Source organism: Streptomyces sp. NWU339, assembly GCF_003143855.1.
In the GTDB taxonomy this organism is placed as follows: domain Bacteria; phylum Actinomycetota; class Actinomycetes; order Streptomycetales; family Streptomycetaceae; genus Streptomyces.
Genome location: NZ_QFRK01000033.1, coordinates 1 through 26144, shown reverse-complemented (window position 1 = coordinate 26144; position 26144 = coordinate 1). Strand labels below are relative to the sequence as shown.

Genomic DNA, 26144 nt, shown 5'->3' with positions numbered 1-26144 from the left:
CGGTCGTCCCGTCAGTTCCCCAGGGTCAGCCGGGGTCTGGGGGCGTCCGTGCGGCCGGTCCGCGGGGGTCTGCGGCCGGCCAGGTAGGGCGCGGGCCAGACGACTCCCTCACCCTCGTAGCCCTGCTCGGCCGCCGCGTGCAGGGTCCAGTGCGGGTCGTAGAGGTGGGGGCGGGCCAGCGCGCACAGGTCCGCGCGTCCGGCCAGGATCAGCGAGTTGACGTCGTCCCAGGAGGAGATCGCGCCGACGGCGATCACGGGGACACCGGCGCGGTGGCGGATGCGGTCGGCGAACGGCGTCTGGTAGGAACGGCCGAACTCCGGCTTCTCGTCGGACACGACCTGCCCGGTGGACACGTCGATCGCGTCGGCGCCGTGTGCGGCGAAGGCGCGGGCGATGGCGACGGCGTCCTCGGCCGTGGTGCCGCCGTCGGCCCAGTCGGTGGCGGAGAGGCGGACGGTCATGGGCCGTTGCTCCGGCCACACCGCGCGGACGGCGTCGAAGACCTCCAGCGGGAAGCGGAGCCGGTGCTCGAGCGGGCCGCCGTAGGCGTCGGTGCGGCGGTTGGTCAGCGGGGAGAGGAAGCCGGAGAGCAGATAGCCGTGGGCGCAGTGCAGTTCGAGCAGGTCGAACCCGGCGTGCGCGGCCCGCTCGGCCGCCGAGACGAACTGCTCACGGAGGTCGTCGAGTTGGGTGTCGGTCAGCTCGTGCGGGGTCTGGCTGTCCGGCCGGTAGGGCAGGGGGGAGGCGGCGACGAGGGGCCAGTTGCCGGTGTCCAGCGGCTCGTCCATGCCCTCCCACATCAGCTTGGTCGAGCCCTTGCGGCCGCTGTGGCCGAGCTGTACGCCGATCGCGGTGCCGGGGGCCGCCGCGTGCGCGAAGTCGGTGATCCGCCGCCATGCCGCAGCCTGACCGTCGGTGTAGAGACCGGCGCAGCCGGGCGTGATGCGTCCCTCGGCGCTCACGCACACCATCTCCGTCATGACCAGCCCGGCTCCGCCCAGCGCACGGGCGCCCAGATGGACGAGGTGGAAGTCGCCTGGGACGCCGTCGGTGGCCGAGTACATGTCCATGGGTGAGACGACGACCCGGTTGCGCAGGGTCAGTTCGCGCAGCCGCAGCGGGGTGAACATCGGGGGCGTGCCGGGCGGGCAGCCGAACTCGCGCTCCACGGCCCCGGTGAAGCGGGCGTCGCGCAGGCGCAGGTTGTCGTGGGTGACGCGGCGGCTGCGGGTGAGCAGGTTGAAGGCGAACTGCCGGGGCGGCTCCGCGAGATACAGCTCCAGGTCCTCGAACCACTCCAGGCTGGCCCGTGCCGCCCGCTGGGTGGAGGTGACCACGGGCCGCCGTTCCGTCTCGTAGGCGTGCAACGCGGCTTGTCGCGTGGGGTGTTCACGCAGGCAGGCGGCCAGGGCCAGGGCGTCCTCGACGGCGAGCTTGGTGCCGGAGCCGATGGAGAAGTGGGCGGTGTGGGCGGCGTCGCCGAGGAGCACGACGTTGCCGTGCGACCAGCGGTCGTTGACGACCGTGCGGAAGGCCGTCCACGTCGACTTGTTGGACCGCAGCGGGCGGCCGCCGAGGGCGTCGGCGAAGATCTTGGCGCAGCGCTCGATCGACTGTTCCTCGTCGAGTTCACCGAACCCGGCGGCCCGCCACACCTCCTCGCGCATCTCGACGATCACCGTGGAGGCGTCGGTGGAGAAGGGGTAGCCGTGCAGTTGCATCACGCCGTGCGGGGTCTCGGCGATCTCGAAGCGGAAGGCGTCGAAGGCGAAGTCCGCGGCCAGCCAGATGTAGCGGCAGCGGTGCTCGGTGATTCGGGGCCGGAAGACGTCCGCGAAGGCGGCGCGGGTGTCGCTGTGCACCCCGTCGGCGGCCACCACCAGGTCGTACGCCCCGGCCAGGTGTGCGGGGTCCGGCGCCTCGGCGCGAAAGCACAGGTCGACGCCGAGGGAGCGGCACCGGTCGTGCAGGATCTCCAGCAGCCGGCGCCGGCCGAGGGCGGCGAAGCCGTGGCCGCCGGAGGTGTGGCGTACCCCGCGGTGGACGATGTCGATGTCGTCCCAGCGGACGAAGTCCGCCCGGAGCGCCGCGTGGACCACCGGGTCGGCGTGCTCGATGCCGCCGAGGGTCTCGTCGGACAGGACGACGCCGAAACCGAAGGTGTCGTCGGGGGCGTTGCGCTCCCAGACGGTGACCTCGCGCGCGGGGTCGAGGCGTTTGAGCAGCGCCGCCGCGTACAGACCGCCGGGCCCGCCCCCGATCACCGCGACCCTCCGGACGCCGGCGCCCGTCCCGGCTCCGGCGCCCGTCCCGGCTCCGGACTCCGTCACGGCTACCGCCCCCGCCATTTCGGGGGACGCTTCTCGGTGAAGGCCGCGTGGAACTCGGCGTAGTCCTCGCCGTTCATGAGCAGGGCCTGGGTGGCGGCGTCCAGCTCGACGGCGGCGGCCAGGGGCATGTCCAGTTCGGCCGTGAGCAGTGCCTTGGTCTGGGCGTACGCCAGCGCCGGGCCGTCGGCCAGGCGGCGGGCGAGTGCCTGGGCGGCCTCGTCGGCACCGCCGTCGTCGGCGAGGACGCTGATCAGGCCGATCCGCTCGGCCTCGGGCGCCCGGACCGGTTCGCCGAGCATCAGCAGCCGGGTCGCGTGGCCGAGGCCGACCACCCGGGGCAGCAGATAGGCGGCGCCCATGTCGCCGCCGGACAGGCCGACCCGGGTGAAGAGGAAGGCGAAGCGGGCGGTGGGATCGGCGACCCGGAAGTCCGCGGCCAGGGCGAGGACGGCACCGGCGCCCGCCGCGACCCCGTGCACCGCGGCGATCACCGGGAACGGGCACTCCCGGATCGCCCGTACGGTCTGCCCGGTCATCCGGTTGAAGTCGAGGAGCTGGGCGGTGTCCATGCCGAGGGTCGCGCCGATGATCTCGTCGACGTCACCGCCGGAGCAGAAGCCGCGCCCCTCCCCGGCCAGCACCAGGGCCCGCACCGCCCGCTCCCGGGACAGTTCGGCGAGCAGGTCGCGCAGGTCGGCGTAGGCGCCGAAGGTGAGCGCGTTGAGCTTGTCGGGGCGGGCGAGGGTGACGGTGGCGACGCCGTCGGCGAGGTCGACGCGCAGATGCTCCCAGCGGGGGGTGCGGGCGGCGGAGCCGGTGAAGGGACTCATGAGGGCGGCCTCCTCGGGCGGGCGCGCCGCGCGGTCTCGCACTGCGGCTGCTGCCCTGCTCACTGAGCTCTACCCCGCGAAGCTATCATTCATTTATGACTGTCGTCAGGAGTGCGCGATAGATGGATCCGGGTACCCCTGAAAGGACTCGTACGGGGCCCCGTACGATTGAGTGATTGAAAGCAGGACCGCCTGCCTGCTCTCCCCGATCGGATCCCTGTGCACGAATCCCTGACCTCCCCCTCCTGGCGCGTCGCGCTGCCGCACACCACCGCGGCCGTGCCCGTCGCCCGTGCACTGGTCCGTACGGCGCTGGCCGAACGGCAGCACGCCGCGGACAGCGACACGGCGGAGCTGCTCACCGCCGAGCTGGTGGCCAACGCGGTGGAGCACACCTCGGGGAACACACCGATCGAGCTGGTGGTGGAGCTGCTGCCGACCGGCTGCCAGGTCGAGGTGCACGACGGCGACCCGGCCCCGCCCGGCGACCTGACCCGCCCCACCCTCGGCGCGCCGGACCCCTGGCAGGAGCACGGGCGGGGGCTGCTGCTGATCCGCGCCCTGAGCTCGTCGTGCGGTCACCGCCTCACCGAGTCCGGCAAGGCGGTGTGGTTCCGGCTGCCGGTGGTACCGCACCAGCGCCGGCCCTCCTGAGAACGCCGGCGCCGGCCCGCCCGGACCTCAGGCCAGGGTCGCCACCAGGACCGCCTTGATCGTATGCATCCGGTTCTCCGCCTCGTCGAAGACGACCGAGTGGTCCGACTCGAACACCTCGTCGGTCACCTCCAGCGACTCCAGACCGTGCTTCTCGTACACCTCGCGCCCGACCAGGGTGCCGAGGTCGTGGAAGGCCGGCAGGCAGTGCAGGAAGCGGACGTCGGGGTTGCCGGTGGCGCGCAGGACGTCCATGGTCACCGCGTACGGCGCGAGGGCGGCGATCCGCTCGTCCCAGACCTCCTGGGGCTCCCCCATGGAGACCCAGACGTCGGTGGCGACGAAGTCGGCGCCCGCGACCCCCTCGGCGATCTCCTCGGTGAGCGTGATGCGGGCCCCGCTGGACTCCGCGAGCACCCTCGCCCGGTCGACGACCTCCTGGGCGGGCCAGTACGTCTTCGGGGCGACGATGCGCACGTCCATGCCCAGCAGGGCCGCGGTGACGAGGTAGGAGTTGCCCATGTTGAAGCGGGCGTCGCCGAGGTAGGCGAAGGCGATCTCCGTGACCGGCTTGCCGCTGTGCTCGGTCATGGTGAGCACGTCGGCGAGCATCTGGGTGGGGTGCCACTCGTCGGTCAGGCCGTTGTAGACGGGCACGCCCGCGTGCTCGGCGAGGGTCTCCACGGTGGACTGGGAGTCGCCCCGGAACTCGATCGCGTCGAACATCCGGCCGAGCACCCGCGCGGTGTCCTTCGCGGACTCCTTCTTCCCGATGTGCGAGCCGCTCGGGTCGATGTACGTCGTGGCGGCGCCCTGGTTGGCGGCGGCCACCTCGAAGGCGCAGCGGGTGCGCGTCGAGGGCTTCTCGAAGATCAGCGCGATGTTCCTGCCCTGGAGGTACCGGGTCTCGGTCCCGGCCTTCTTGGCGGCCTTCAGCTCCGCGGCCAGGTCGAGCAGGCCGAGGAACTCCTGCGCGGTGAAGTCCACCTCCTTGAGGAAATGGCGGCCGGCGAGGGCGGTCGGGACTGTCGCCATGGGGGCGCTCCAGAAGTGCAGGTACAGGTTGACACCTGGAACTCTATACGAAACTCAGAATTTATATGCAAACGTCTGTCGGTGCCCCTACACCGCGTCCCGCTCGACCGGGCAGCTCATGCAGCGCGGTCCGCCCCTGCCCCGGCCGAGTTCGCTGCCGGGGATCTCGATCACCTCGATGCCCTGCTTGCGCAGATGCGTGTTGGTGGTGGCGTTGCGCTCGTAGGCGACGACGACGCCCGGTTCCACGGCCAGGACGTTGCAGCCGTCGTCCCACTGCTCGCGCTCGGCGGCGTGGACGTCCTGGGTCGCGGTCAGCACCCGGATCTCGCTGAGCCCGAGCGCGGCGGCGATGGCGCGGTGCATGTGCTCCGGCGGATGGTCGGTGACCTTGAGTTCCTTGTCCTCGGAACCGGGTTCGATGGTGTACGAACGGAGCATGCCGAGGCCGGCGTACTGGGTGAAGGTGTCGCCGTCGATCATCGTCATCACCGTGTCCAGGTGCATGACGGCGCGCCTCTTCGGCATGTCGAGGGCGACGATGGTCTCGGCGGAACCGGCGGCGAACAGCTTGTGCGCGAGCATCTCCACGGCCTGCGGGGTGGTCCGCTCGCTCATGCCGATCAGCACCGCGCCGTTGCCGATGACCAGGACGTCCCCTCCCTCGATGGTGGACGGGTAGTCCGCCTGCCCCTCGGACCAGACGTGGAAGTCCTCCCCGCGGAACAGCGGGTGGTGCCGGTAGATCGCCTCGAAGTGCACGGTCTCGCGCTGCCGGGCGGGCCACCGCATGGCGTTGATGGAGACACCGTCGTAGATCCAGGCGGAGGTGTCCCGGGTGAAGAGGTGATTGGGCAGCGGCCGGAGCAGGAAGTCGTCGAGTTCCATGGCGTGGAAGCGCACGGACGTCGGTTCGGGGTGGACGTCCAGGAACTCCCGCTTGGTCATCCCGCCGACCAGCGCCTCGGTGAGCTCGGCCGCGGGCAGCGGCTCGAACGTCGCGCGGAGGTGGTCGGTGGCCAGCGGGCCGTACTCCTTCTCGTCGAAGACACGGTCCAGGACGAGTTCGCGGGCCGCCGGGATGTCCAGCGTCGAGGCGAGCAGATCACCGAAGAGGTGGACGGTGACCCCCCGGTCGCGCAGGACGTCGGCGAACCCGTCGTGCTCGGCGCGCGCCCGGCGCACCCAGAGCACGTCGTCGAAGAGCAGGGCGTCCTTGTTGCTGGGGGTGAGCCTTTTGAGCTCGAGATCGGGCCGGTGCAGGATGACGCGGCGCAGCCGTCCGGCCTCGGAGTCGACGTGGTAGGTCATATCTCCATCCTGACCACCCGCACGGAGATTCACCCCTCCGCGGACGGGACGGAAATCGGCTTTCCCCGGCCGGTACGCGGTGGCCCGAACGGGCCGGAACGGACCTGGGCAGGCAGGGGTGAACCGGGGGCTGCCGAGGCGGACCGGGGGGCCGCCGGGTGGCGGGCCCCCGGTCGAGGGCGGCAGTCGGACGGCCGACGGCGAGGAGTGCGACGGGACCGTTACAGCCTCGGGTCGACCGGCTCCGACTCCAGTGCCAGTACGCCGAAGACCGCCTCGTGCACCCGCCACAGCGGCTCGCCCTCGGCGAGCCGGTCCAGGGCCTCCAGGCCGAGCGCGTACTCGCGGACGGCCAGGGACCGCTTGTGGCCCAGGAACCGGCCGCGCAGCCGGGCCAGGTTCTCGGGGCGCGTGTACTCGGGGCCGTAGATGATCCGCAGGTACTCGCGGCCCCGGCACTTGATGCCGGGCTGCACCAGGCGGCCCCGCGGATCGCGGACCAGGGCGCCGACCGGCTTGACGACCATGCCCTCGCCGCCGCGTCCGGTCATCTCCAGCCACCAGTCGACGCCGGACCGCACCGACTCCGGGTCGGCGGGGTCGACGTACAGGCGACGGGTGGTCCGCAGCAGGCCGGTGGCGTCGTGTTCGACCATGCGGTCGAGCAGGGCGAGTTGCTCGTCGTGCGGCAGGGCGGCGAGGCTGCGGCCCTGGACGGCGAGGATCTGGAACGGGGCGAGGCGCACGCCGTCCAGCCCGTCGGTGGGCCAGCAGTAACGACGGTAGGCGTCGGTGAACGCGGCGGCGTCGTCGGCGCGTTCACGCTGGCGGTCCAGGAGCTCCTTCGCCTCCACGCCCCGGGCGGCGGCCTTCTCCAGGGCCGCCAGCGCGCCCGGGAACACCGCGCCGGAGGCGGCACCCACGGCGGCGTACTGCGAGCGCAGCAGCCCGGACGCCTTCAGCGACCACGGCATCAACTCGGCGTCCAGCAGCAGCCATTCCGTTTCGAGCGTGTCCCAGAGCCCGGCCTCGGTGATCGCCGTGCGCAGCCGGCCGAGGATCTCCTCGGTGACCGCGGCGTCGTCGAAGAACGGGCGGCCGGTACGGGTGTAGAGCGATCCGGCCGGACCGTCCTCGACTCCGAAGTGCCTGGCGGCCGCCTCCGCGTCCCGGCAGACCAGGGCGACCGCCCGCGAACCCATGTGCTTCTCCTCGCACACGACACGCTCGACCCCGTCCTCCCGGTACTGGGCGAAGGCCTCGACCGGGTGCTCCAGGTAGCCGTCCAGGTGGGAGGTGGCCGTGGGGGCCATGGTCGGCGGGAGATAGGGCAGCAGGCGCGGGTCGATCGCGAAGCGGCTCATGACCTCCAACGCGGCGGCGGCGTTCTCCTCGCGCACGGCCACCCGGCCGGCGTACCGGGTCTCCACGGCCCGGCGGCCGTGCACGTCGGCGAGGTCCAGCGGGCGGCCGTCCTGCCCGCCGGGGGCCTCGGTGCGCAGCGGGCGGGCCGGCTCGTACCAGACCCGCTCGGCCGGTACGTCGACCAGTTCCCGCTCCGGCCAGCGCAGCGCGGTGAGCTTGCCGCCGAAGACGGCGCCGGTGTCCAGGCAGATGGTGTTGTTCAGCCAGGTCGCCTCGGGGACCGGGGTGTGGCCGTAGACGACGGCGGCCCGGCCCCGGTAGTCCTCGGCCCACGGGTAGCGCACGGGCAGGCCGAACTCGTCGGTCTCGCCGGTGGTGTCGCCGTACAGGGCGTGGCTGCGGACCCGGCCGGAGGTACGGCCGTGGTACCTCTCCGGCAGCCCGGCGTGGCAGACCACCAGCCTGCCGCCGTCGAGGACGTAGTGGCTGACCAGGCCGTCGACGAACTCCCGCACCTCGGCCCGGAACTCCTCGCTCTCCCGGTCCATCTGCTCGATGGTCTCCGCGAGGCCGTGGGTGTGCTGGACCTTGCGGCCCTTCAGGTACCGGCCGAACTTGTTCTCGTGGTTGCCGGGCACGCACAGCGCGTTGCCCGACTTCACCATGGACATCACCCGGCGCAGCACGCCCGGGCTGTCCGGGCCGCGGTCGACGAGGTCGCCGACGAAGACCGCGGTGCGGCCCTCGGGGTGCACGCCGTCGGTGTAGCCCAACGCGCCGAGCAGCGACTCCAGTTCGGTGGCGCATCCGTGGACGTCGCCGATGATGTCGAAGGGGCCGGTGAGGTGGGTGAGGTCGTTGTACCGCTTCTCGGTGACGACGGTGGCGTTCTCGACCTCGGCGACACCGCGCAGGACGTGCACCTTGCGGAAGCCCTCGCGCTCCAGACTTCGCAGGGAGCGGCGGAGTTCGCGGATGTGCCGCTGGACGACCCGGCGGGGCATGTCCGCGCGGTCGGAGCGGGCCGCGTTGCGCTCGGCGCACACCTCCTCTGGCACGTCGAGCACGATGGCTATCGGCAGCACGTCGTACTGCCTGGCCAGGTCGATCAGTTGGCGTCTGGCGTCCTGCTGGACGCTGGTGGCGTCGACGACGGTGCGGCGGCCCGCGGCGAGCCGCTTGCCCGCGATGTAGTGCAGGACGTCGAAGGCGTCCCCGGACGCACTCTGGTCGTTCTCGTCGTCGGAGACCAGTCCGCGGCAGAAGTCGGAGGAGATGACCTCGGTGGGCTTGAAGTGGCGGCGGGCGAAGGTGGACTTGCCCGAGCCCGAGGCCCCGACGAGGACGACGAGGGAGAGGTCGGTGACGGGCAGGACCCGGCCCTCGGCGCTTCGGGCTTCGGCAGTGCTCTCGCTGCTCATGCTGCCTTCGCCTCCTTCTTGTCCACAGTCTTGTCCACGGTCACGAACACGGCCATCTGGGTGGGCGGGCCGACCTCTGGGTCGTCCGGCCCCACGGGTACGAACTCGACGTCGTAGCCGTGCCGTTCGGCGACCTCGGCCGCCCAGGCACGGAACTCCTCACGGGTCCACTCGAAACGGTGGTCGCCGTGCCGGACGTGCCCGGCGGGCAGGCTCTCCCAGCGCACGTTGTACTCGACGTTCGGGGTGGTCACGAGGACCGTGCGGGGGCGGGCCGCGCCGAACACGGCGTACTCCAGGGCGGGCAGCCTCGGCAGGTCGAGGTGCTCGATCACCTCGCTGAGCACGGCCGCGTCGTACCCCTTGAGCCGCTTGTCCGTGTACGACAGCGAGCCCTGGAGGAGCTTCACCCGCGCCGCCTGCCGCTCTCCCATGCGGTCCAGCTTGAGCCGCCGGGAGGCGATGGTCAGCGCCCGCATGGACACGTCGAGGCCCACGATCTCGGTGAAGGCCGGGTTCCGCAACAGCTCCTGCACCAACTGGCCCTGGCCGCAACCGAGATCGAGCACCCGGGTGGCCCCGGACGCGCGGAGCGCGGCGACGATCGCGTCCCGGCGCTGCACGGCGAGCGGGGTCGGCTTCTCCTCGGCCTCGGTGTCCTCCCCCACGGCGTTGTCGATCTCCTCGACCTCGCTGTCGTCCGCCTCGGCCAGCCGGACCAGCTCGAGCCGTTCCATCGCCTCCCGCGTCAGCGACCAACGGCGGGTGAGGTAACGGCTGGTGATCAGCTTCTGCTCCGGGTGGCCGGGCAGCCAGCCCTCACCGGCGCGCAGCAGCTTGTCCACCTCGTCGGACGCCACCCAGTAGTGCTTGGCGTCGTCGAGGACGGGAAGCAGGACGTAGAGGTGGCGCAGGGCCTCGGCGAGGGTGAGGGTGTCCGCCTCCAGGACGAGGCGCACGTACCGCGAGTCGCCCCACTGCGGGAACTCGGTGTCCAGGGACACCGGCTCGGCCGTGACCGTCCAGCCGAGCGGCTCGAAGAGCCGGCCGACCAGGGCGGGGCCGCCCCGTGCGGGCAGCGCGGGTACCTCGATACGCAGGGGCAGCGGCTGCCCCGGCAGCTCCGGGCGGGCCTTGCACACACCGCGCATCGCGCTGGAGAACACCGCGCTCAGCGCGACGGCGAGCAGTGAGGACGCCGCGTAAGGGCGGTCGTTGACGTACTGCGCGAGCGCGGCGTCGGGAGCACCGCCCCGGCCCTTGCACCTGCCCCGCCGGACCAGCGCCACCGCGTCCACCTCCAGCAGCAGCGCCGCCGTGCAGCGCTCGGCATCCGCCTCGGGGTAGAGGACGTGCGCCGTGCCGTAGGAGGTGGAGAACGCCTGCGCTTTCCCGGGATGCTTGTGCAGCAAGAAGCCCAGGTCGGTCGCGGGGCGCTCGGGGACGCCGGTGGTACTGATCGTCAGGAACACATGACCGAGTATGGGTGGCATCGGGTCCATACCGACACTCGATTACCTCGCGAACGACGGCGGAGTGGTTCACCGCTTCCCGAGCCGAGAACACAAGTTCGATTCTCGGCACCCGCTCCACGACAAACCCCCAGGTCAAAGACCCGGGGGTTCTGCCGTCCGGACCAGTAGCGGCTAGTGGACCGCAGGGACGGGCGCCGAGGAAGGGCTTCGCCCGTACGTCCGCACCAGACGGGCCTTGTCTCAGCTGCGGGTAACCCACTGACCGGGAGAGAGGTCCGCTCCGGGCAGCGCCTCGGGAAGCAGTCGCCGGGCGCCTGCGGTCGCCTCGCGGGACCCCGGGGTCCCGCAGAGCGCCTGGACGATGTGTTTGTTGATGGCGAAGTCGATCGCGCTCGGCTCCAGCGCTGTGCCGTCCTCGTTGAGGCGTTGATACTTCATGAGGTTCCAGCCCATGGCGAGTTGGCGCTTGCCGTCGCGGCTGGACAACGCGACCGTGCCGGCACCGAAGACCGCTCCGTCGTGGCCCCAGAAGCGGCCGCAGCCGGGCAGGTCGAGCACGTAGATGCCTAGGCCGTAGTCGATGCTGCCACCGCCGGCGGTGACGGGGACCGTGCGCAGCATCTCGCTCAGGGCGGCTGGTCCGATCAACCTGCCCGCCAGCAGGGCGCGGTAGAAGCGGTTCAGGTCGTCGGTGGTCGAGACGATCGCACCCGCGGTGGACGCCCAGGACATGTCGTAGACGCTGTAGTCACGAGGTGGGTCGATCAGGCCGTGGAACGACTCGTACATCTGGGAGTGCGGGCCCTTGATGTACGGGGTGCGCGGGTAGGAGGTCGCGTGCAGCCCGGCCCGGTCTATGACATTGCGGGTGATGTACGTCCCGGCATTCTGGCCGGTGACCTTCTCCAGGAGCAGCCCGGCGATCACGTAGTTGGTGTTGGAGTACGACCCCGGCTGCTCGCCGGGCCGTCCCGTGGCGGGTGCAGCCAGACCGAGCCGCACCAGTTCCTCGGGCCGGATGGAACGGAAGCGTTCTTCGTCGAGGCTGGCCGCGGAGTTGTCGGCGAAGGAGGGGAAGGCGTCCAGGAAGTAGTCGCCGATGCCACTGGTGTGGTTGAGGAGCATCCGTACGGTCACGTCCCGGCCCCGCTCCCCCTCGACCAGGTCCGGGAGGTACTCGCCGACCGGCGCGTCGAGCCGGATCCGGCCGCGTTCCACCTGCTGGAGCACCGCGACAGCGGTGAACGTCTTGCTGATGCTGCCCACTCGGTGCCGCATACCGGGCTTGACCGGACGCCCGGTGTCCACGTCGGCGAGCCCGGACGCGCCGGTCCACCGCTCAACCCCCTCACGAACGGACGAGTAGCCGCCGTACATGCCCGCTTCATGGACAGCCCCCAGCGTGGTGCGCAGAGCGGCACGGTCTAAGGACTCGGCCGTCGACGAGGCGGTTTCAGCGTCGGCCGATGCCATCGGCACCGCGGAGGCCGTGAACAGCGCGACGCCGAGGACGATTCCGGCAAGTCGTTTGATACGCAAGGCTTTTCCCTTCCTGATGTCGAGCCGTTTTCGGAGTAATCCTCATCGGTCATCAATGCGTCTTACATCCTCCCTGCGGATGATCATCGACATAGCCAGTGTCATGACAGCTCGTCATCTCACGTCATTCATCCAGCGACCGGAGCGTCCAGGCAGCTGAACGGGAATCTCCCGGCTTCACAGGCAGCGCGCAGCTCAGCCCTCGTAATGGTGAAGTTGCGGGTGGTAGCCGATTGCGCACGCGATGCCGTCGGCATGCGTTTCCGCAGGGGTGTCATCTGATACGGCTCTCCACGGACAGGCTGGCGCTGTCGAGCGGCACAAGCCGAGGCCGTACCCGATCCGTGCCCGTAAGGGCGGACGGCCACGGCTGACAGCGGCGCGAACCCGCACACTCACGGCACCGAATCGGGCCGCGCATTCGCAGGTCAGTACAGTAATCGCCGCCAGAGAACCCGGGCTTCCCGAGCTGAGAGCGCGAGTTCGGTTCTCGTCACCCGCTCCAGCAAGAACCCCCAGGTCAGCGACCCGGGGGTTCTTTGTCGTCCAGACCGGTCGGCGGTGCGCGCACCGCAACCGCACCATCAGCTCTCCGGTGACTTCTCCTTGCGGTGCGTGCGGTCGCCGGTGTGGTGCTTCGCACGTTCGGCCCGCACGAGGTCAACGAGGCCGGCGGTGGCTTCCCGTTGCCGGGCCTCGTCCTGATGGATCAGCGCCGCCTGCCCGGGGTCGTCCGGCGGCCCCGCCGACTCGGCGGTGAGCGGCTCGGTGACCGGTCACCCCGCCGGCCGTCATCCGGTGCCGGAAGACCGGTCCGGAGCTCGCCGACCTGCGGCATGTGGCCAGGCCGCCCGTCCGCCGTTCCGCCGCGGGCGGCGGAGGCGGGACACCGCGCGCGGCCTGCGGCCCTCCCCGCAGGCCGCGCGCGGTGTGGCACACGTCACCCGATGCTCGGTCACACTCCGGCCGGCACCGCGTCCCGGTCGGTCGTCAGCGGCTCCGAGTAGGTGTCCCGCATCCGGCGCAGGAGCGCCGTGCACCAGATGCCGACGGCCGAGATGAGCATCAGCAGTGCCGCGGCCGGCCAGTAGTGGCCTCCGGCCAGCGCCGTCAGCGAAAGCGCGGCCAGCGGGGCGAACCCACCGAAGATCATGTTGCAGATCTGGTAGGACAGCGAGATCCCGGTGTAGCGGACCCGGGGCGCGAAGCCCTCGGCGAGGATCGCGGCGATCGGTCCGTACAGTGCCGACATCGTGAAGCGCATCGCCATCATGGCCGCGTAGATCAGGAAGACGCTTCCCGTGCCCATGACGAGGAACTGCGGGATGGAGAGGACGACCACACCGATCAGACCGGCGATGACGACCTTGTGTGCGCCGACGCGGTCGCCCAGCCAGGACAGGCCGGGGGTGACGACCAGTTCGACGAAGGCGGCCAGGGTCAGTCCGTTGAGCAGCATGGCTTCGGACAGGCCCAACTCGTCGGTGCCGTACGTCAGCAGGTAGCTGGTGACGACGTAGTAGCCGCCGGTGGCCGTGGCCAGGGCGAAGACGCCGACGAGGACGGTGCGCCAGGAGGTCTGGAACACCTCGACGACCGGGAGCTTGTCCTGCACCGTCCGCTGGGCGCGGATCTCGTCCATGACCGGTGCCTCCTCCAGCTTCAGCCGGATGAGCAGTCCGATGACGACCAGCACGGCGGAGGCGAGGAACGGCACACGCCAGCCCCAGGTCTTGAACGCCTCGTCACCCCACAGGTGCATCAGCGAGAACGCGCCGGTCGACAGGAGCGCGCCGACCGAGGAGCCCAGCTGGGCGAAGGAGCCGAAGAACGTGGCCCTGCCCTTCGGTGCGTTCTCGACGGCGATCAGCACCGCGCCGCCCCATTCGCCGCCGATGGCGATGCCCTGGATGAGCCGGAGGATGATCAGCAGCGTCGGCGCGAGCACGCCGACCTGCGCGTAGGTGGGCAGCAGGCCGATCGCGAACGACGCGATACCCATCATCAGGAGGGTGATGACGAGCGTGTTCTTACGGCCGACACGGTCGCCTATGTGCCCGAAGACGATGCCGCCGAGCGGGCGGAGCAGGAAGCCCACGGCGAACGTGGCGAACGCGGACATGGTCCGGAGCACGGGCGGCATGTCCGCGGGGAAGAAGACGTCGTCGAAGACGATGGCCGCGGCGGTGGCGAAGGCGTAGAAGTCGTACCACTCGATGGACGTTCCGGCGAGAGCGGCGAAGGCGGATCTCAGCGGGTTCTGCTGCTTCGCTGGCTTGACTGGCTTGGACACGGGAGCCTCCGGCAGGGGCGGGGACGGGGGAGGGATGTGCGGCAAGGGGAGGCAGGGGCGGCGGGAAGAGGGCCGCGGGGGGAGGGCGGCGGACGGGGTCTCAGCGACCGGGGGCGGCCCAGGCGCGGGATCCACCGATCCAGGTCTCCCGTACGCCGATCGATACGAGTTCGGACGGGTCCGCGTCCAGCGGGTCGGCGTCGAGGACCACGAAGTCCGCGAGCAGGCCGGACGCGAGGGAGCCGACCGAGCGCTCCCGGTGCAGGGCGCGGGCGGCGGCGGCGGTGTGGGCGTGCAGTCCGTCGGACACCGGCAGCCGCAGTGACGCGTCGCCGAGGACGGTGCCGAGGACGGTGCGCCGGGTGGCGGCGGCGGACACGGCCTCCAGCGGCGCGGGCGGTGCGACCGGCGCGTCTGAGGAGAACACCACGGGGACGCCGGCCGGCAGGCACGGCCCGGCCGGGTTGTAACGGTGGCCGAGGTCGCCGATCGCGGTGAGGGTGCCGTCGCCGGTGCGCAGGTGGTGCTGCGGCTGCATGACCGGCACGACGCCGAGACCGGCCATGCGCGTGATCTGCTCGTCGGTGGGCAGCCCACAGTGCTCGATGCGGTGGCGCATGTCGGCGCGCGAGACGTCCGCCTGTGCCTTGTCGACGGCGTCGAGCACCATCCCGATGGCGAACGGCGACTGTGCGTGAGTCGCCGTCTGCAGTCCGGCGGCGTGGGCGCGGCGCACGAGCTCCGCGTACTCCTCGGCCGAGTGGTAGAGCTGCCCGTGGTGGCAGCAGTCGGCTGCGTAGCCCTCCGGGAAGTAGGCCGTCCAGCCGCCGAGGGTGCCGTCCGCGTAGAACTTCACTCCCTGCACGCGGAACAGGTCGTCGCCGAAACCGTGGACGACGCCGAGGTCGAGGGCCACGTCGAGCAGGGCGGAGGTGAGGTACGCCGAGACGCGCATCCGCAGCGCCCCGCTCTCACGGGCCCGCAGGTAGGTCTCCATCTCGCGACGTGAGGCCTGGGCGTCGCCGACGGTGGTCACACCGGCGGCCAGGAAGGTGTCCTGGGCGCGCAGCAGGTGGTCGGCCATGATGTCGTCGGGCTCGGAGAGGTGGAAGTTCGGGCCGTGGTTGCCGATCTTCACTCCGGCGGGGCCGGTGAGCAGGTCGCAGGCCGCGTCCCACAGCTGCCCGTCGGGCTCGCTGCTCTCGAAGCGACCGATGGAACCGCCCTCCGGGTCAGGGGTGCCCGCGGTGATCCCACAGGTGTGCAGGGTGTGGGTGTTGACGACACCTCCGTGGCCGGAGGCGTTCATCACGTACACCTCGCGGTCGGTGGCGATCCGGTCGAGGTCGTGACAGGTGGGGTGGCGGCGCTCGGCGAGACGGCGGTGCTCATAGCCGAAGCCGCGGACGGGCACGCCGGCGGGCAGTTCGCGTGCGGCTTCGGACAGTACGGCGACCAGGGTGTCGATGTCGGGGACGCGCTCGGGACGGCAGTCGACCCAGGCCAGGGCCTGTCCGTACATCACCGGGTGGCAGTGGGCGTCGACGAACCCGGGGTGGACCAGGCCGCCGTCCAGTTCCAGCGTCTCGTCGGCCCGGCCGCCGAGGGCCGCGCGGGCGTCCTCGGCCGTGCCGACGTGCACGATGCGGTCGCCGCGAACGGCGAGGGCCTCCGCGCGAGCGGCGGTGCCGGCCGCCGCCACGGCGGCACCGGTCACCAGCAAGGTGCGGTCGGTACGGGGTTCGGCGGGAGCGTGGTGCATGGGGGGTCCTGCTTTCGGCCAAGGGGACGCCGGGGGTCGACAAGGCGACGCGCAAACGGCTGATTCGTTCGCCTGGACGATAGATAACGAACGACGCGTTGGCCAGAGGGTGACGGAAATTAATCTTGGGAAGTTTTGAACCCTCTCACTTACGGATCGTCCTTCGAGGCCCTCTCGTGGCGCCGAACGGTCCGCTCACGGCGCGGCCGTACCGTTCGGCGCGCCCATGTCGTAGCGCTCCTTGATCAGCTCCAGGTGCACCCAGCTCTCCACGCCGCGCACACCCTCGCACGCCCGCATGGCGTCGAGGGTCGTGCGTACCGCGCTGAGCGACTCCGCGCTGATCGTGCCGACGAGTTCGGCGCGCCCGTTGCACGCCGACAGGAACGACACCCGCTCCCAGGCCGCGAGCGTGGAGGCGACCGGCTCGCGCGCCCCGTCGACCTGTACCGCGAAACCACAGAGGTAGCCGAGGCCCAGCACTTCGGGTCGCACCAGGGCGAGCACCTTCGCGACACCGTCCTCCAGCAGGCGCAGGGTGCGGAACCGGGTGGCGCCCGGCGACAGGCCGACTCGCTCGGCCAGTTCGGCGAACGGCAGCCGACCGTCCTGTTCCAGCTCGTCGAGGATCTTCCGGTCGGTGTCGTCCAGCTCGTGCGCGCCCGGATTCGCGGCGAGCAGGTAGGGGTCCTTCATGTGCCGGACGCTGATCAGCGGGTCCACGGCGGAGACGCCGGGCAGCGACCGCACCTGCTCGATCGTGCGGTCCAGGGCGTCGAAGCTCTCCGTGCGCAGCTCGGCCATGATCGCCCGCCGCCCGGCGGTGAGCGTGACGAAGGGGGCCTGGGGCATCGCCGCGATCGCCCGCGCCACCGGTTCCGCCGGACCGCGCGTGTCGATCGACAGGTGCGCGGACGCCGTCAGCCCGCGGATCACCGGGTGCACGACGGCGACGACCCGGACCGCGCCGGAGGCGAACAACCGCTGCGTGCGGGCCCGGGTCGCCGGCCGGGACAGGCCCACGCGCTGCGCCAGCGTCTCGTAGGTGAGGCGGCCGTCGTTCTGCAGTTCGCGGACGACGGCCAGGTCGATGCGGTCCAGATCCACCTGGGCTGATCCCCTCGGTTCGGCGGCCCGGGGTCCGTGCCCCGCCCGGGTCCGCTGCCATTCTCGGTCACCCGCCACCCGTCGGAGTGACCGGTGTCACGGGCACGCGGCACGGCCACCCCTGGACAAGGCGCTGAGACGAAACGTACGTTCAGCTCGACATTCACCGACGAATCATCTGCGGAGGATCGATGAGGCAGCCCGTAGTCGTCTTCACGGACACGGAGGACCTCGATCCTGAGCCGGCGGCGCGGATGCTCGAGGACGCCGGCTTCGAGGTGCGGATCGGCGACAGCCGCGACCCCGACGTCATCGCGTCGCTCGCCGTGGACGCCGTCGCCCTGATCGTCGGATACGCCCGCATCGACGCCGCACTGCTCGACCGCCTCCCCGGGTTGCGGATGATCGCCACCATGTCCGCCGGCTACGACATGGTCGACACCGTGGAGGCCGCGCGACGCGGCCTGTGGGTGACCAACCTGCCGTCGGCGGCCACCGAGGACGTCGCCGTGCACGCCTTCGCCTGCGCGCTGTCGCTGATCCGCCGCCTCCCGCAGGCCGACGCCGTGGTCAGGGCGGGCGGCTGGAACGAGGAGTTCGCCGCGGGCGGGCTGCCGCGCCGCGCGAGCGAACTGACCCTGGGCCTGGTCGGCCTCGGCCGCATCGCCCGCCACCTCGCCACGATCGCCGCCCCCGTCTTCGGCCGGATCGCGGCCTACGACCCGCACGCCGCGCAGGCGGACTGGCCGGCCGGCGTCGAGCGGCACGACGACCTCGACGCCCTGGCCGCCGCCACCGACGTGCTGTCCCTGCACGTACCGCTCACCCCCACCACGCACGGAATCGCCGACGCACGGCTGCTCGGCCGGATCCGTCCCGGCGGCCTGCTCGTCAACGTCTCCCGCGGCGAACTCGTCGACACCGCCGCCCTGCTGGACGCCCTCGAAAGCGGCCGACTGGCCGGGGCCGCGCTCGACGTCCTCCCCGTCGAACCCCCGCCGCCGGGCGATCCGCTGCGCGGCCACCCGGACATCCGGCTGTCCCCGCACAGCGCCTATCTGTCCGACACCTCGCGCCGCGCCTATGTGTGCAAGCCCGCCGAGAACGTGATCGCCTGGCACCGCACCGGGCGCCCGGTCACCCCGGTCGTCGACCCCACCGCCCCCGCCACATCCGTCGAAGGAGCCACCGTATGACCACCGTGCTTCCCGCCGCAGCCACGGAAGTCCCCGCCACGGCCGACGAGGAACTGCGGTTGCGTCGCGAACTCGCCGCCGTCTACCGGCTCGTGGCCCACTTCCGGATGACGGACCTGATCTTCACCCACATCTCGCTGCGGTTGCCCGGTCCCGACCACCACTTCCTCATCAACCCGTACGGGCTCCTCTTCGAGGAGATCACCGCCTCCAACCTCGTCAAGATCGACTTGTCGGGCGATCCGGTGGAGCCGACGCCGTATCCGGTCAACCCGGCCGGCTTCGTCATCCACAGCGCCATCCACGCGGCACGCCAGGACGCCCGGTGCGTCCTGCACACCCACACCAGGGCCGGCTGCGCCGTGGCGGCCCAGCAGGACGGGCTGCTGCCGCTGAACCAGATGTCGATGGAGTTCTACAACCGTGTCGGCTACCACGACTACGAAGGGGTCGCCCTCAACCTGGACGAGCAGCAGCGGCTCGTCGCCGACATCGGCACCCACCCGGCCCTGATCCTGCGCAACCACGGTCTACTGACGGTCGGTGAGAGCGCCGCCCAGGCCTTTCTGCGCATGTACTACCTGGAGAAGGCGTGCGAGATCCAGGTCACCGCACAGGCAGGCGGCGGGCCGCTGGTCGTACCGTCGGCGGAAGTGTGCGAGTACACCGCCCGGCAGCTCTCCGGGGAGGAGACCGGCGACTTCGAGGACGACGGCGCCTACGACCTGGCGTGGGCGGCCATGCTGCGCCTCCTCGACCGGATCGCCCCCGACTACAAGGACTGAGGCTCGGCGGAGCCTGCCGGAGCGCCCGGCCCCGCGGAGCCGCCGCCCGGTGAGCGGCCCGCCACCCGGTCGCGGTGGGAGGCGAAGACCGCCGCGTCCGGGGTGAGCGGACACAGCGCCACCACGTGCCGCGTACACATGAATGTCTCACCAGGTGGGGCCTGGTGGCTGCGGGCGGCCGCCGTCAGGCGGCCGCCCGCAGCCGGTGACCTGGTTCCGGACGGTAAAGTGGTGGGTCATCTCTTTGCGGTGGTTGTGGGCGGTCCGGATCCCCACCCCACGCAAAAGCCCGCACCACGCACGAGTGACAGCCCAAGTCCAGCAGGAGCGCTCGCACCTGGCGGAGCAGCACACGCACCAGGCTGCCCGCCGTGGAGAGCAAAGCCGGCCTCACGAATGGGGCATTCCACGATCTTCCGAACCGGCGCAGAGGCCAGTCATCCATGCGCAGTCGCGACGACTCTGCTCGGTCGACCTGTGCGCCGACGAGTCCCGAGCTGAGGCTCTCGTATCGTCGCTACGGGCCGGCCGTCGCGGCTTGCTCTGGTCGACGGCACCGACAGCGGGGCTGAGGTCGGTGGGGGCGCAACGAGGCACACGCGCGCCGGGTCGGCCGGCTGACCCGGCATCGCGGCCGACCTTCGTCGGCTGAGGTTCAGACGGACCGCATCGCAGGCGCCCCGCTGTCAGCCGAACGCGGCCCCGCACCCAGACAAGACCGGGCCGTCCTTGGGCCGTCCGAGGTCGCTCGACAGTGGCCAAGGACGACCAGCGACGACCACCAGGGACCGTCCGGGCCGTAGGGCCTGCGCGCCGCGGTCGGTGTCACAGCGAAGGCGGCCCGGTTCGGGGAGCCGTGCTCGTGCCATGCGGTCACTGCGGATTCGACGGCGTCCCACAAGCAGCGCCGATCTCTTCGCCGCATCCACAGCATCCTCACCCGATTGGCCGCCGCCTCGGCCTTGAGCGGAGCCACTGGTGGCACCGAAGGGCAACCCGCCTCACACTGTGAGTAGCAAAGCATGCGCATTGCGCAACCATGCTGCCGGAGGGTCGCGGTCGCGCAATGACTGCGTGACGGGACAGCCATTCGGCAAATCCCTGAAATGCGCAAGGAGTCAACTGAGCATGTCCAACACTGTCGTTGACGTCTGGGGCCCGGTCTCCCCCGGGGCCCGCGCCTCGTTTCCCCCCGCACCGGAACCGCACGACGAATGGCCCCTCGCCGGCGGAACGGCCTGGGTCTACTACAGCCCGCTGAACCGCAGGCAGCTCGTCAGGCCCGTCATCCTCTCCGATGGCTTCTCCAGCGGATCAAGCAATCTCGACCAGCTCTGGCACGGCCTGGAGGAGAACGGCGACTACCGCTTCGTCTCCGAACTCCACGCGGCCGGCCGCGACGTGATCATCCTCGGCTACGACGACCGGACCGCATCGATCACGGCCAACGCCGACACCGCCATCGACTGCATCCGCCGGGCCCTCGCTGAGCGGGTGGGCCGGGCGAAGCTGACCGTGGGCGGATTCAGCATGGGCGGACTGATCACCCGCTACGCGCTGGCCATGATGGAGCAGGACCCCGCGCAGCCCGACCCCGAGACCTCCCTGTACTTCTCCTACGACACCCCCCACCAGGGCGCATGGTTCCCCGTCGCCCTCCAGGCCTTCACGCACTTCGCAACGGACAAGTGGGGAGACGCCCCCGGCATGGGCCCCGTCCTGCGCCAGCTCTCCGGACTGCTCAACAGCCCCGCCGCGAAGCAGATGGCACGGTGGCACATCGGAAAGGCCGGCGACACCCCGGCGCAGGCACCGGAGCGGGCGGCGTTCCTCCGGGCACTCGACGAGGCCGGGGGATGGCCGCGGAACGTCCGCAAGATCGGTGTCGCCAACGGAGTGGACACCGGCGCCGGCAACGGCGTCAAGGCCGGCGTGACCGCGGTGAAGTGCAACGGTGAAACGCTGCACGACACCTGGCTCAAGACCCAGGCGCAGGGTGATCAGGTCGTCGCCAACCTGCAGAAGACGGGCGAGGAACCGACAACGGTTCGCACCAGCGGGCTGCCCGACATCGACGGTGCCCCCGGGGGCCTGTTCACCATGCCGTCCCCTGCGGGCGACACCGGCAGCTTCGGCCTGGCCGCCATGCTCATGACCCTCCTCGGCAATGAGGTGGACCCGGACGTCATCAGCACGTCCTGCTTCATCCCCAGCATCAGCGCCGTCGACACCGGTGACATCAACGACCCGAAGGCGCTCTACCAGCCGATCACACCGGATCACAGCGCGCTCGACGCCTTCGTGTGCGCCGGCCGCAACGAAGGACACACCACCATGACCGAAGAACTCGGCGCGTGGATCGTGAACGAGATCGTCGCCGGGGGGTGACCACCGGGGTGGGCGCGTCGCACCCGACCCGCTCGGCCGTCTCAGTTTCCGTCTCATTCAGCAGCGTTCGGCCACGTTCATACGAGGCCGAGAGATGTTGCGGGGCCAACTGCCGTACGAGCGTGAATGCACGTGAACGGCCCCGGATGTACCCCTGACTCGCACCAACAGGCTTGGAAAGCGTGTTGGGGGTAACCCCCCTCACGAGTTCGAATCTCGTGTCCTCCGCAGCCGTCCAGCAAGGCAGACGAAGGCCCCGACCGCTCAGTGGTCGGGACCTTCGTCGTTTTCTGGTTGCAGTTCATCGCCAGGCAGGGTGCCGCCGATGCCACGGGGAACGTCGGCAGTGGGCCTTGAAGCAGACGTCCGCGGCGTTGGCGTGGGTGTGCAGGTCGTTGCCGGAGTTCTCGATCAGGTGCAGGGCCGATGGCAGTGCGGCGCAGGGTTTCGTCGGTGGCCTTCCGGCGTATGGCGCGCCGGCTTCGAGAACAAGACTCACGTTGTCGAAGCCACCGGGCATCGCAACCCAGTCGATCTCGCCCAGCCCCAGGTCGGCGCCGTGGCAGTGGCGCCGCTTGCGAACACCCGCTGTTCCCTCCGCACTTCGGGTGCCATATCCTCCGCTGGCAAGCGGTACCGGGGGGTACCGCTCAGGGTCTCTCAGGGGGGAACCACCGTGCTCGTACTGTCATGCCTGCTCGCTCTCGCCGCCGTGGTGATGTACTTCGTCGCCCGTGCCCAGAACTCGTTCCGGCTTCGGCTGGGTGCCGGCGCCGCACTGCTCGGCAGCCTGCTCTTCGGCATCGCCAGCACTGTGTACGTCGTCAGCGCCTACGAGGTCGGCGTGCCGGTGACGTTCGGCAAAGTGGGTACGCCGATGACGTCCGGGATGCACCTGAAGTCGCCCTTCACCGATGTCACGCCCTTCTCGACCCGTCCGGTCGACCTCAACCTCTCCGACAAGGACGTCGTCGAGGTGCGGTCCTCCCAGGGCGGTGTGATGTACACGGAGGTGACCGTGAAGTGGGCGGTCACACCGGACAAGGCGGCGGAGCTGTACCGGCTGGCAGGGAGCGAGGAAGCCATTCAGCAGCGACTGGTCTACCCGGACAGCCGGGAGATCGTCCGGAACGTCTTCGCCCGCTACACCAGCGAGCAGGGCTACGCCTCGGCCCGGGAGGAGATCAACGCGGAGATCGGCAAGTTGATCAAGGAGCGACTCGCTCCTCGCGGTATCGACATCACCGCCGTGAACCTGCGCAACGTCAAGCCTTCGGACGCCCTCCAGAAGCAGATCGATCGCAAGATCCAGCAGAAGGAGGCCACCGAGCGGGCCGTCGAGGCAACCCGCACGGCGGAAGAGGAGGCCAAGCGCCGCAAGATCGAGGCCGAGGGCATCGCCCGCGCCAACGAGATCCTCAACGACTCTCTGACCGACAAGGTTCTGCTGAACCAGTGCATCGACGCGTACAGGGAAGCGGCCAAGGAGAACCCGGTCTACGCCGTGCCCTGCGGCTCGGGCAACGGCACCCCGGTCATCGTGGACGGCAGCCGCCGGAACTGATTCCTCTTGCCGGCCGAGCCGGCGCATCGTGCTCGGCCCGCACGGGCACGCCCGGTGAGCCTGCTCCCGGACTCAGCCGCACCCGAGATCGCCCCGGGTGGCGTCAAGCAGTCCGCGGTCGGGGTGGCGGGGGCGTCGTCGCCGACCGGTGGCAGACTTCCGATCTGTCGCACCGGCGCGAGGGGCGTCCGGGAGGCAGGGAGGTGTGGCCTGTGCGCGGACGGGTGCATGACGTGGTGTGGGGGACGGTGCGGGTGGTATTGGCCGTCGTGCTGCTGGGGGCGGCGTGGCAGCTGGCACGGAGCGCGGAGCGTGATCGCTCTGCCGACCTCGACTTCCCACGCCTGGAGATACACGACGCTCAGGGGCGGGACACGGGCAGTCTGAAGGTGTGCGGGGACCGGTACCGGGAGCCGTTCTGCCTGCGGGCGGAGCATGTGGCGGTGGACGAGGTACTGCTGAAGCTGAACAAGAAGAGCGGGGCCCGCTACCGGTTCGAGTTCGGCCGGTCCGGGGGGCGCACGCTGGCCCTCAAGCTGGACGTCGACCACGCGGACCAGGACCTTGTCGAAGCCGCCGGCAGGCACGGAAAGGCAACCCTGTACTGGTGGCGCGATTCGGTGCGGCTGCTGGAGGTGTCGGCGGGCGGTGAACAGCGGATGCTGCGCACAGCGCACTATCCGGGCCGGGAGTTCGTACCCCCCGCCGCATTCGGGTCGCTCCTCGCCGGGCTGGGCGCGGCGTTCCTGTGGTCGGGGCTGTGGCGGATCGTGCGTGGGGGCGTGTCCCGGTTGAACTGGCCGTGGCAGACGACGGTGCCGGGGGTGACCTTCACCCTGGCAGGGCTGGGTGGGGCCCTCGGCGCGCTGTTCGCGGTGCATTCGCCCTGGACGATGGCGTGGACCGCGGGTGTCGTGGGTGCGGTGAGCGCGGTGGGCACGGCCTGCTGGGCGTACCGGTTGGTACGGCGCACGCTGCCGGCACTGGAGCGGATGGAGCCCGTCGCGCCGGTGGCCGAGCGCCGCTTCCTGGGCACCGTGTGGGGTCCGGGCCCGTGGCAGATGCTGTCGATGGGGTGGCTGCGGACCGGCCCGCAGGGACTTGCCGCCGTATCCGGGCCGGCCTCGGGTACCGGCAGCTTCGGGGTGCGGCCCTTCCCCGGGGCGCTGCGCCTGGTCGGGGTGCGGCCACCGCACCGGGACGACCCGCTGCGGCTGCGGCTCGGCCGCTACCGGCGTACGGACGGGGCGGAGAAGGCACAACTCGCGCTCGTCGCCGAGTGCGAGGCCCTGGGCGGACCGGTGCCCGGCGCGCGAGTACTGATCGGCGCGGGCAGCGAGGACCTGCCTCACGTGCTCGGCGCACTGTCCGCTGCCACGCCGTCCCCGCTCTCCCCGCCTTCCGTGCCCTCCGCCCCCGGCCAGGACGGCCAGGCACGTCGTGGGCGGCAGTGAACGCGGGGCCGACTCCTGTCGGGGCTGGGAGAAATCCGGGAGAAGATCTTCTCCCGGATTCCCACAGGGACCGAGCCAGCTCGTGTCTGACAAATGATCTCTGCGAAGCTTCGGTGTCCGAGGCTGAAGGAGAGGTCATGGGGATTGAGCTGGAGCTGCACTCGGGGCGGCCCATACGAAAGGGGTCGTCCCGGAACACCTTGCTGCGGGGCTCTTACAAGCACGGCGAAGGGTTGGCGAGGGTGCTGAGCACCCTCGACCGGCAGAACTCGGGCAAGCTCGGCTGGGTGGATCCGTACAACGACACGTTGTTCAGCGAGCAGGAAGCTCAAGTCGCCCGCCAGGAAGTCGCCGCTCTGGTGCAGGCGTGTACTGACGACCAGCAGAAGGCGGCTCTGCTCGACCTTGCTGAGCTTCTTGAAGCGTGTGCGGCGACGCCGGGCAGCTACTTGTGGTTCATGGGTGACTAGCCATACCTGATCATTGAGCTTGTGGTTGGCCGGGGTGGGTCGACGGACGTGGCGTGGGAGCGGATAGGTCCGCTGCTGCCGCGTGTTGATGGTCGTGGACGGCCATGGCGGGATCACCGCCAGGTGGTGAACGGCGTGCTCCGGCGGTTGCGGACCGGCGCACCCTGGCGTGACCTGCCCGAGCGTTACGGGTCCCTGGCAGACCGTCTACGAACGCTTCGCACGCTGGGAGAGGGACGGCACCTGGGCGAAGCTGCTGGAGCACGTGCGGGTTAAAGATGATGCCGTAGGCACGGTGGAGTGGACCGTGTCAGTGGACTCCACCATCAACCGCGCCCACCAGCACGCCGCCGGAGCCCGCAAAAAAGGGGCACCGCCGCAGGACGAAGGTGGCGAGTGCCCCGCCTGTCCGCAGGCCGGCCCCGTCGCAGGCCCGAAACGGTCATCGCCGACAAGGCGCATTCGTCACGCGCTATCCGAACCGGCCTACGACGGTGCGGCATCCGAGCGGTCATCCCTGAACGGTCCGACCAGATCGCTAACCGACAGCGCCGGGGATCGGCCGGCGGGCGGCCACCGGCCTTCGATCCAGACCAGTACAAGGCCCGCAACGTGGTCGAACGCTGCTCCAGCAGGTGAAGTTGCCCCGGTTTGATGGACAACCTTTCGCTTTGGGACACTGAGTCCCGCAAGGGGGCCTGTTGCGTTTTCGCCTGCTGGGGCTTGTGGGATTTGGGAGACTCGGCGGGTGGCCAAGGGTTTCCGCGTGGTGGAGCGCGATCAGCAGTTCCTGCTTCCTCCGGACATGCGGGAGTGGCTGCCGGAAGAGCATCTTGCCTGGTTCGTCCTGGACGCGGTGGCGGCGCTGTCGGACGGCTGCCGGGAGAAGTTGCGCTCGTCGTACCGGCTGGGCGGGGTGGGTCGGCAGGCGTACGACCCGGAGATGCTGCTGGCTCTGCTGATCTACGCGTATGCCGGCGGGGTGCGCTCGTCGCGGAAGATCGAGCGGTTGTGCACCACCGACGTCGCCTTCAAGGTGATCTGCGGGCTGCGCGGGCCGGACCACACCACCATCGCCCGGTTCAGGGCCGAGCGGCTGGGGGTGGTGGAGGAGCTGTTCGCCGAGGTGCKGCGGCTGTGCGCACGGGCGGGGCTGGGACGG

At 70.7% G+C, this 26144-nt stretch carries 18 protein-coding genes and 1 pseudogene; 9 read left to right on the top strand and 10 right to left on the bottom strand.

The features are described from left to right. Nucleotides 1-11: 11 nt before the first annotated feature. Both DIZ27_RS30010 and DIZ27_RS30005 read right to left on the bottom strand, forming a co-directional pair. On the bottom strand, nucleotides 12-2351 hold the full coding sequence (locus DIZ27_RS30010; protein WP_109381583.1) for a bifunctional salicylyl-CoA 5-hydroxylase/oxidoreductase: 2340 nt from the start codon (nucleotides 2349-2351) through the stop codon (nucleotides 12-14). After that, the gene (locus tag DIZ27_RS30005) at nucleotides 2336-3163 is read right to left on the bottom strand and encodes an enoyl-CoA hydratase family protein (RefSeq protein ID WP_109381582.1); all 828 of its coding nucleotides are present in this window, start codon (nucleotides 3161-3163) and stop codon (nucleotides 2336-2338) included. The genes DIZ27_RS30010 and DIZ27_RS30005 overlap by 16 nt, the downstream gene beginning before the upstream one ends. 219 nt (nucleotides 3164-3382) lie before the next feature. Here DIZ27_RS30005 and DIZ27_RS30000 point away from each other — a divergent pair, with 219 nt between their 5' ends. Continuing rightward, nucleotides 3383-3817, top strand: a complete 435-nt coding sequence (locus tag DIZ27_RS30000) for an ATP-binding protein (protein ID WP_109381581.1) — start codon at nucleotides 3383-3385, stop codon at nucleotides 3815-3817. 27 nt (nucleotides 3818-3844) lie between these two features. Here the strand turns inward: DIZ27_RS30000 and argF are convergent, their stop codons facing one another. From argF to DIZ27_RS29955, 8 genes are all read right to left on the bottom strand, one after another. Then, nucleotides 3845-4852: an ornithine carbamoyltransferase gene (gene argF / locus DIZ27_RS29995; protein ID WP_109381580.1), complete on the bottom strand. Its 1008-nt coding sequence runs from the start codon at nucleotides 4850-4852 to the stop codon at nucleotides 3845-3847. 87 nt (nucleotides 4853-4939) lie between these two features. Beyond that, on the bottom strand, nucleotides 4940-6163 hold the full coding sequence (locus DIZ27_RS29990) for an arginine deiminase (protein WP_181383749.1): 1224 nt from the start codon (nucleotides 6161-6163) through the stop codon (nucleotides 4940-4942). 221 nt (nucleotides 6164-6384) lie between these two features. Further along, nucleotides 6385-8949 carry a polynucleotide kinase-phosphatase gene (locus DIZ27_RS29985; protein ID WP_109381578.1) on the bottom strand — a complete coding sequence of 855 codons (2565 nt, stop codon included), beginning with the start codon at nucleotides 8947-8949 and terminating at the stop codon, nucleotides 6385-6387. Beyond that, the gene (locus DIZ27_RS29980; protein WP_109381637.1) at nucleotides 8946-10421 is read right to left on the bottom strand and encodes a 3' terminal RNA ribose 2'-O-methyltransferase Hen1; all 1476 of its coding nucleotides are present in this window, start codon (nucleotides 10419-10421) and stop codon (nucleotides 8946-8948) included. The genes DIZ27_RS29985 and DIZ27_RS29980 overlap by 4 nt, the downstream gene beginning before the upstream one ends. 243 nt (nucleotides 10422-10664) lie before the next feature. Then, complete coding sequence (locus DIZ27_RS29975) at nucleotides 10665-11963, bottom strand: serine hydrolase (protein WP_258308597.1); 1299 nt, start codon at nucleotides 11961-11963, stop codon at nucleotides 10665-10667. A gap of 955 nt (nucleotides 11964-12918) precedes the next feature. Then, on the bottom strand, nucleotides 12919-14256 hold the full coding sequence (locus DIZ27_RS29965) for an MFS transporter (protein WP_109381577.1): 1338 nt from the start codon (nucleotides 14254-14256) through the stop codon (nucleotides 12919-12921). Between the two features lie 100 nt (nucleotides 14257-14356). Further along, complete coding sequence (locus DIZ27_RS29960) at nucleotides 14357-16018, bottom strand: amidohydrolase (RefSeq protein ID WP_109381576.1); 1662 nt, start codon at nucleotides 16016-16018, stop codon at nucleotides 14357-14359. Nucleotides 16019-16213: 195 nt separating this feature from the next. After that, nucleotides 16214-17125 (bottom strand): Lrp/AsnC family transcriptional regulator, encoded by a 912-nt coding sequence (locus DIZ27_RS29955; RefSeq protein WP_109381575.1) that lies wholly within the window; start codon nucleotides 17123-17125, stop codon nucleotides 16214-16216. 191 nt (nucleotides 17126-17316) lie between these two features. Here DIZ27_RS29955 and DIZ27_RS29950 point away from each other — a divergent pair, with 191 nt between their 5' ends. The 8 genes and pseudogenes from DIZ27_RS29950 to DIZ27_RS29915 all read left to right on the top strand — a co-directional run. Continuing rightward, nucleotides 17317-18321, top strand: coding sequence for a C-terminal binding protein (locus tag DIZ27_RS29950; RefSeq protein ID WP_109381574.1), 1005 nt, complete (start codon nucleotides 17317-17319; stop codon nucleotides 18319-18321). Continuing rightward, nucleotides 18318-19106: a class II aldolase/adducin family protein gene (locus DIZ27_RS29945; RefSeq protein ID WP_219933661.1), complete on the top strand. Its 789-nt coding sequence runs from the start codon at nucleotides 18318-18320 to the stop codon at nucleotides 19104-19106. The genes DIZ27_RS29950 and DIZ27_RS29945 overlap by 4 nt, the downstream gene beginning before the upstream one ends. Before the next feature lie 1128 nt (nucleotides 19107-20234). Then, entirely contained in the window at nucleotides 20235-21494 is a 1260-nt protein-coding gene (locus DIZ27_RS29940; RefSeq protein ID WP_109381573.1) for a triacylglycerol lipase, read from the top strand. Nucleotides 21495-22170: 676 nt separating this feature from the next. Then, a complete protein-coding gene (locus tag DIZ27_RS29935) occupies nucleotides 22171-23058 on the top strand; it encodes a prohibitin family protein (protein WP_109381572.1) in 888 nt (295 codons plus the stop codon). 212 nt (nucleotides 23059-23270) lie between these two features. Continuing rightward, nucleotides 23271-24512, top strand: coding sequence for a hypothetical protein (locus DIZ27_RS29930; RefSeq protein ID WP_258308596.1), 1242 nt, complete (start codon nucleotides 23271-23273; stop codon nucleotides 24510-24512). Nucleotides 24513-24649: 137 nt separating this feature from the next. Further along, the gene (locus DIZ27_RS29925; protein WP_109381571.1) at nucleotides 24650-24982 is read left to right on the top strand and encodes a hypothetical protein; all 333 of its coding nucleotides are present in this window, start codon (nucleotides 24650-24652) and stop codon (nucleotides 24980-24982) included. A gap of 21 nt (nucleotides 24983-25003) precedes the next feature. Further along, nucleotides 25004-25618: pseudogene (locus tag DIZ27_RS29920) on the top strand (IS5 family transposase); the annotation flags it as partial. A 112-nt stretch (nucleotides 25619-25730) separates the two neighbouring features. After that, nucleotides 25731-26144 (top strand): transposase (locus DIZ27_RS29915; RefSeq protein WP_146229014.1); only part of this gene is annotated, 414 nt, incomplete at its 3' end.

Excerpts from the sequence above, each read along its gene's own strand:
- DIZ27_RS30010 (WP_109381583.1), bottom strand. The coding sequence starts at position 2,351 with ATGGCGGGGGCGGTAGCCGTGACGGAGTCCGGAGCCGGGACGGGCGCC.
- DIZ27_RS29940 (WP_109381573.1), top strand. The coding sequence starts at position 20,235 with ATGTCCAACACTGTCGTTGACGTCTGGGGCCCGGTCTCCCCCGGGGCC.
- DIZ27_RS30005 (WP_109381582.1), bottom strand. The coding sequence starts at position 3,163 with ATGAGTCCCTTCACCGGCTCCGCCGCCCGCACCCCCCGCTGGGAGCAT.
- argF (WP_109381580.1), bottom strand. The coding sequence starts at position 4,852 with ATGGCGACAGTCCCGACCGCCCTCGCCGGCCGCCATTTCCTCAAGGAG.
- DIZ27_RS29985 (WP_109381578.1), bottom strand. The coding sequence starts at position 8,949 with ATGAGCAGCGAGAGCACTGCCGAAGCCCGAAGCGCCGAGGGCCGGGTC.
- DIZ27_RS29925 (WP_109381571.1), top strand. The coding sequence starts at position 24,650 with ATGGGGATTGAGCTGGAGCTGCACTCGGGGCGGCCCATACGAAAGGGG.
- DIZ27_RS29945 (WP_219933661.1), top strand. The coding sequence starts at position 18,318 with ATGACCACCGTGCTTCCCGCCGCAGCCACGGAAGTCCCCGCCACGGCC.
- DIZ27_RS29990 (WP_181383749.1), bottom strand. The coding sequence starts at position 6,163 with ATGACCTACCACGTCGACTCCGAGGCCGGACGGCTGCGCCGCGTCATC.
- DIZ27_RS29960 (WP_109381576.1), bottom strand. The coding sequence starts at position 16,018 with ATGCACCACGCTCCCGCCGAACCCCGTACCGACCGCACCTTGCTGGTG.
- DIZ27_RS29950 (WP_109381574.1), top strand. The coding sequence starts at position 17,317 with ATGAGGCAGCCCGTAGTCGTCTTCACGGACACGGAGGACCTCGATCCT.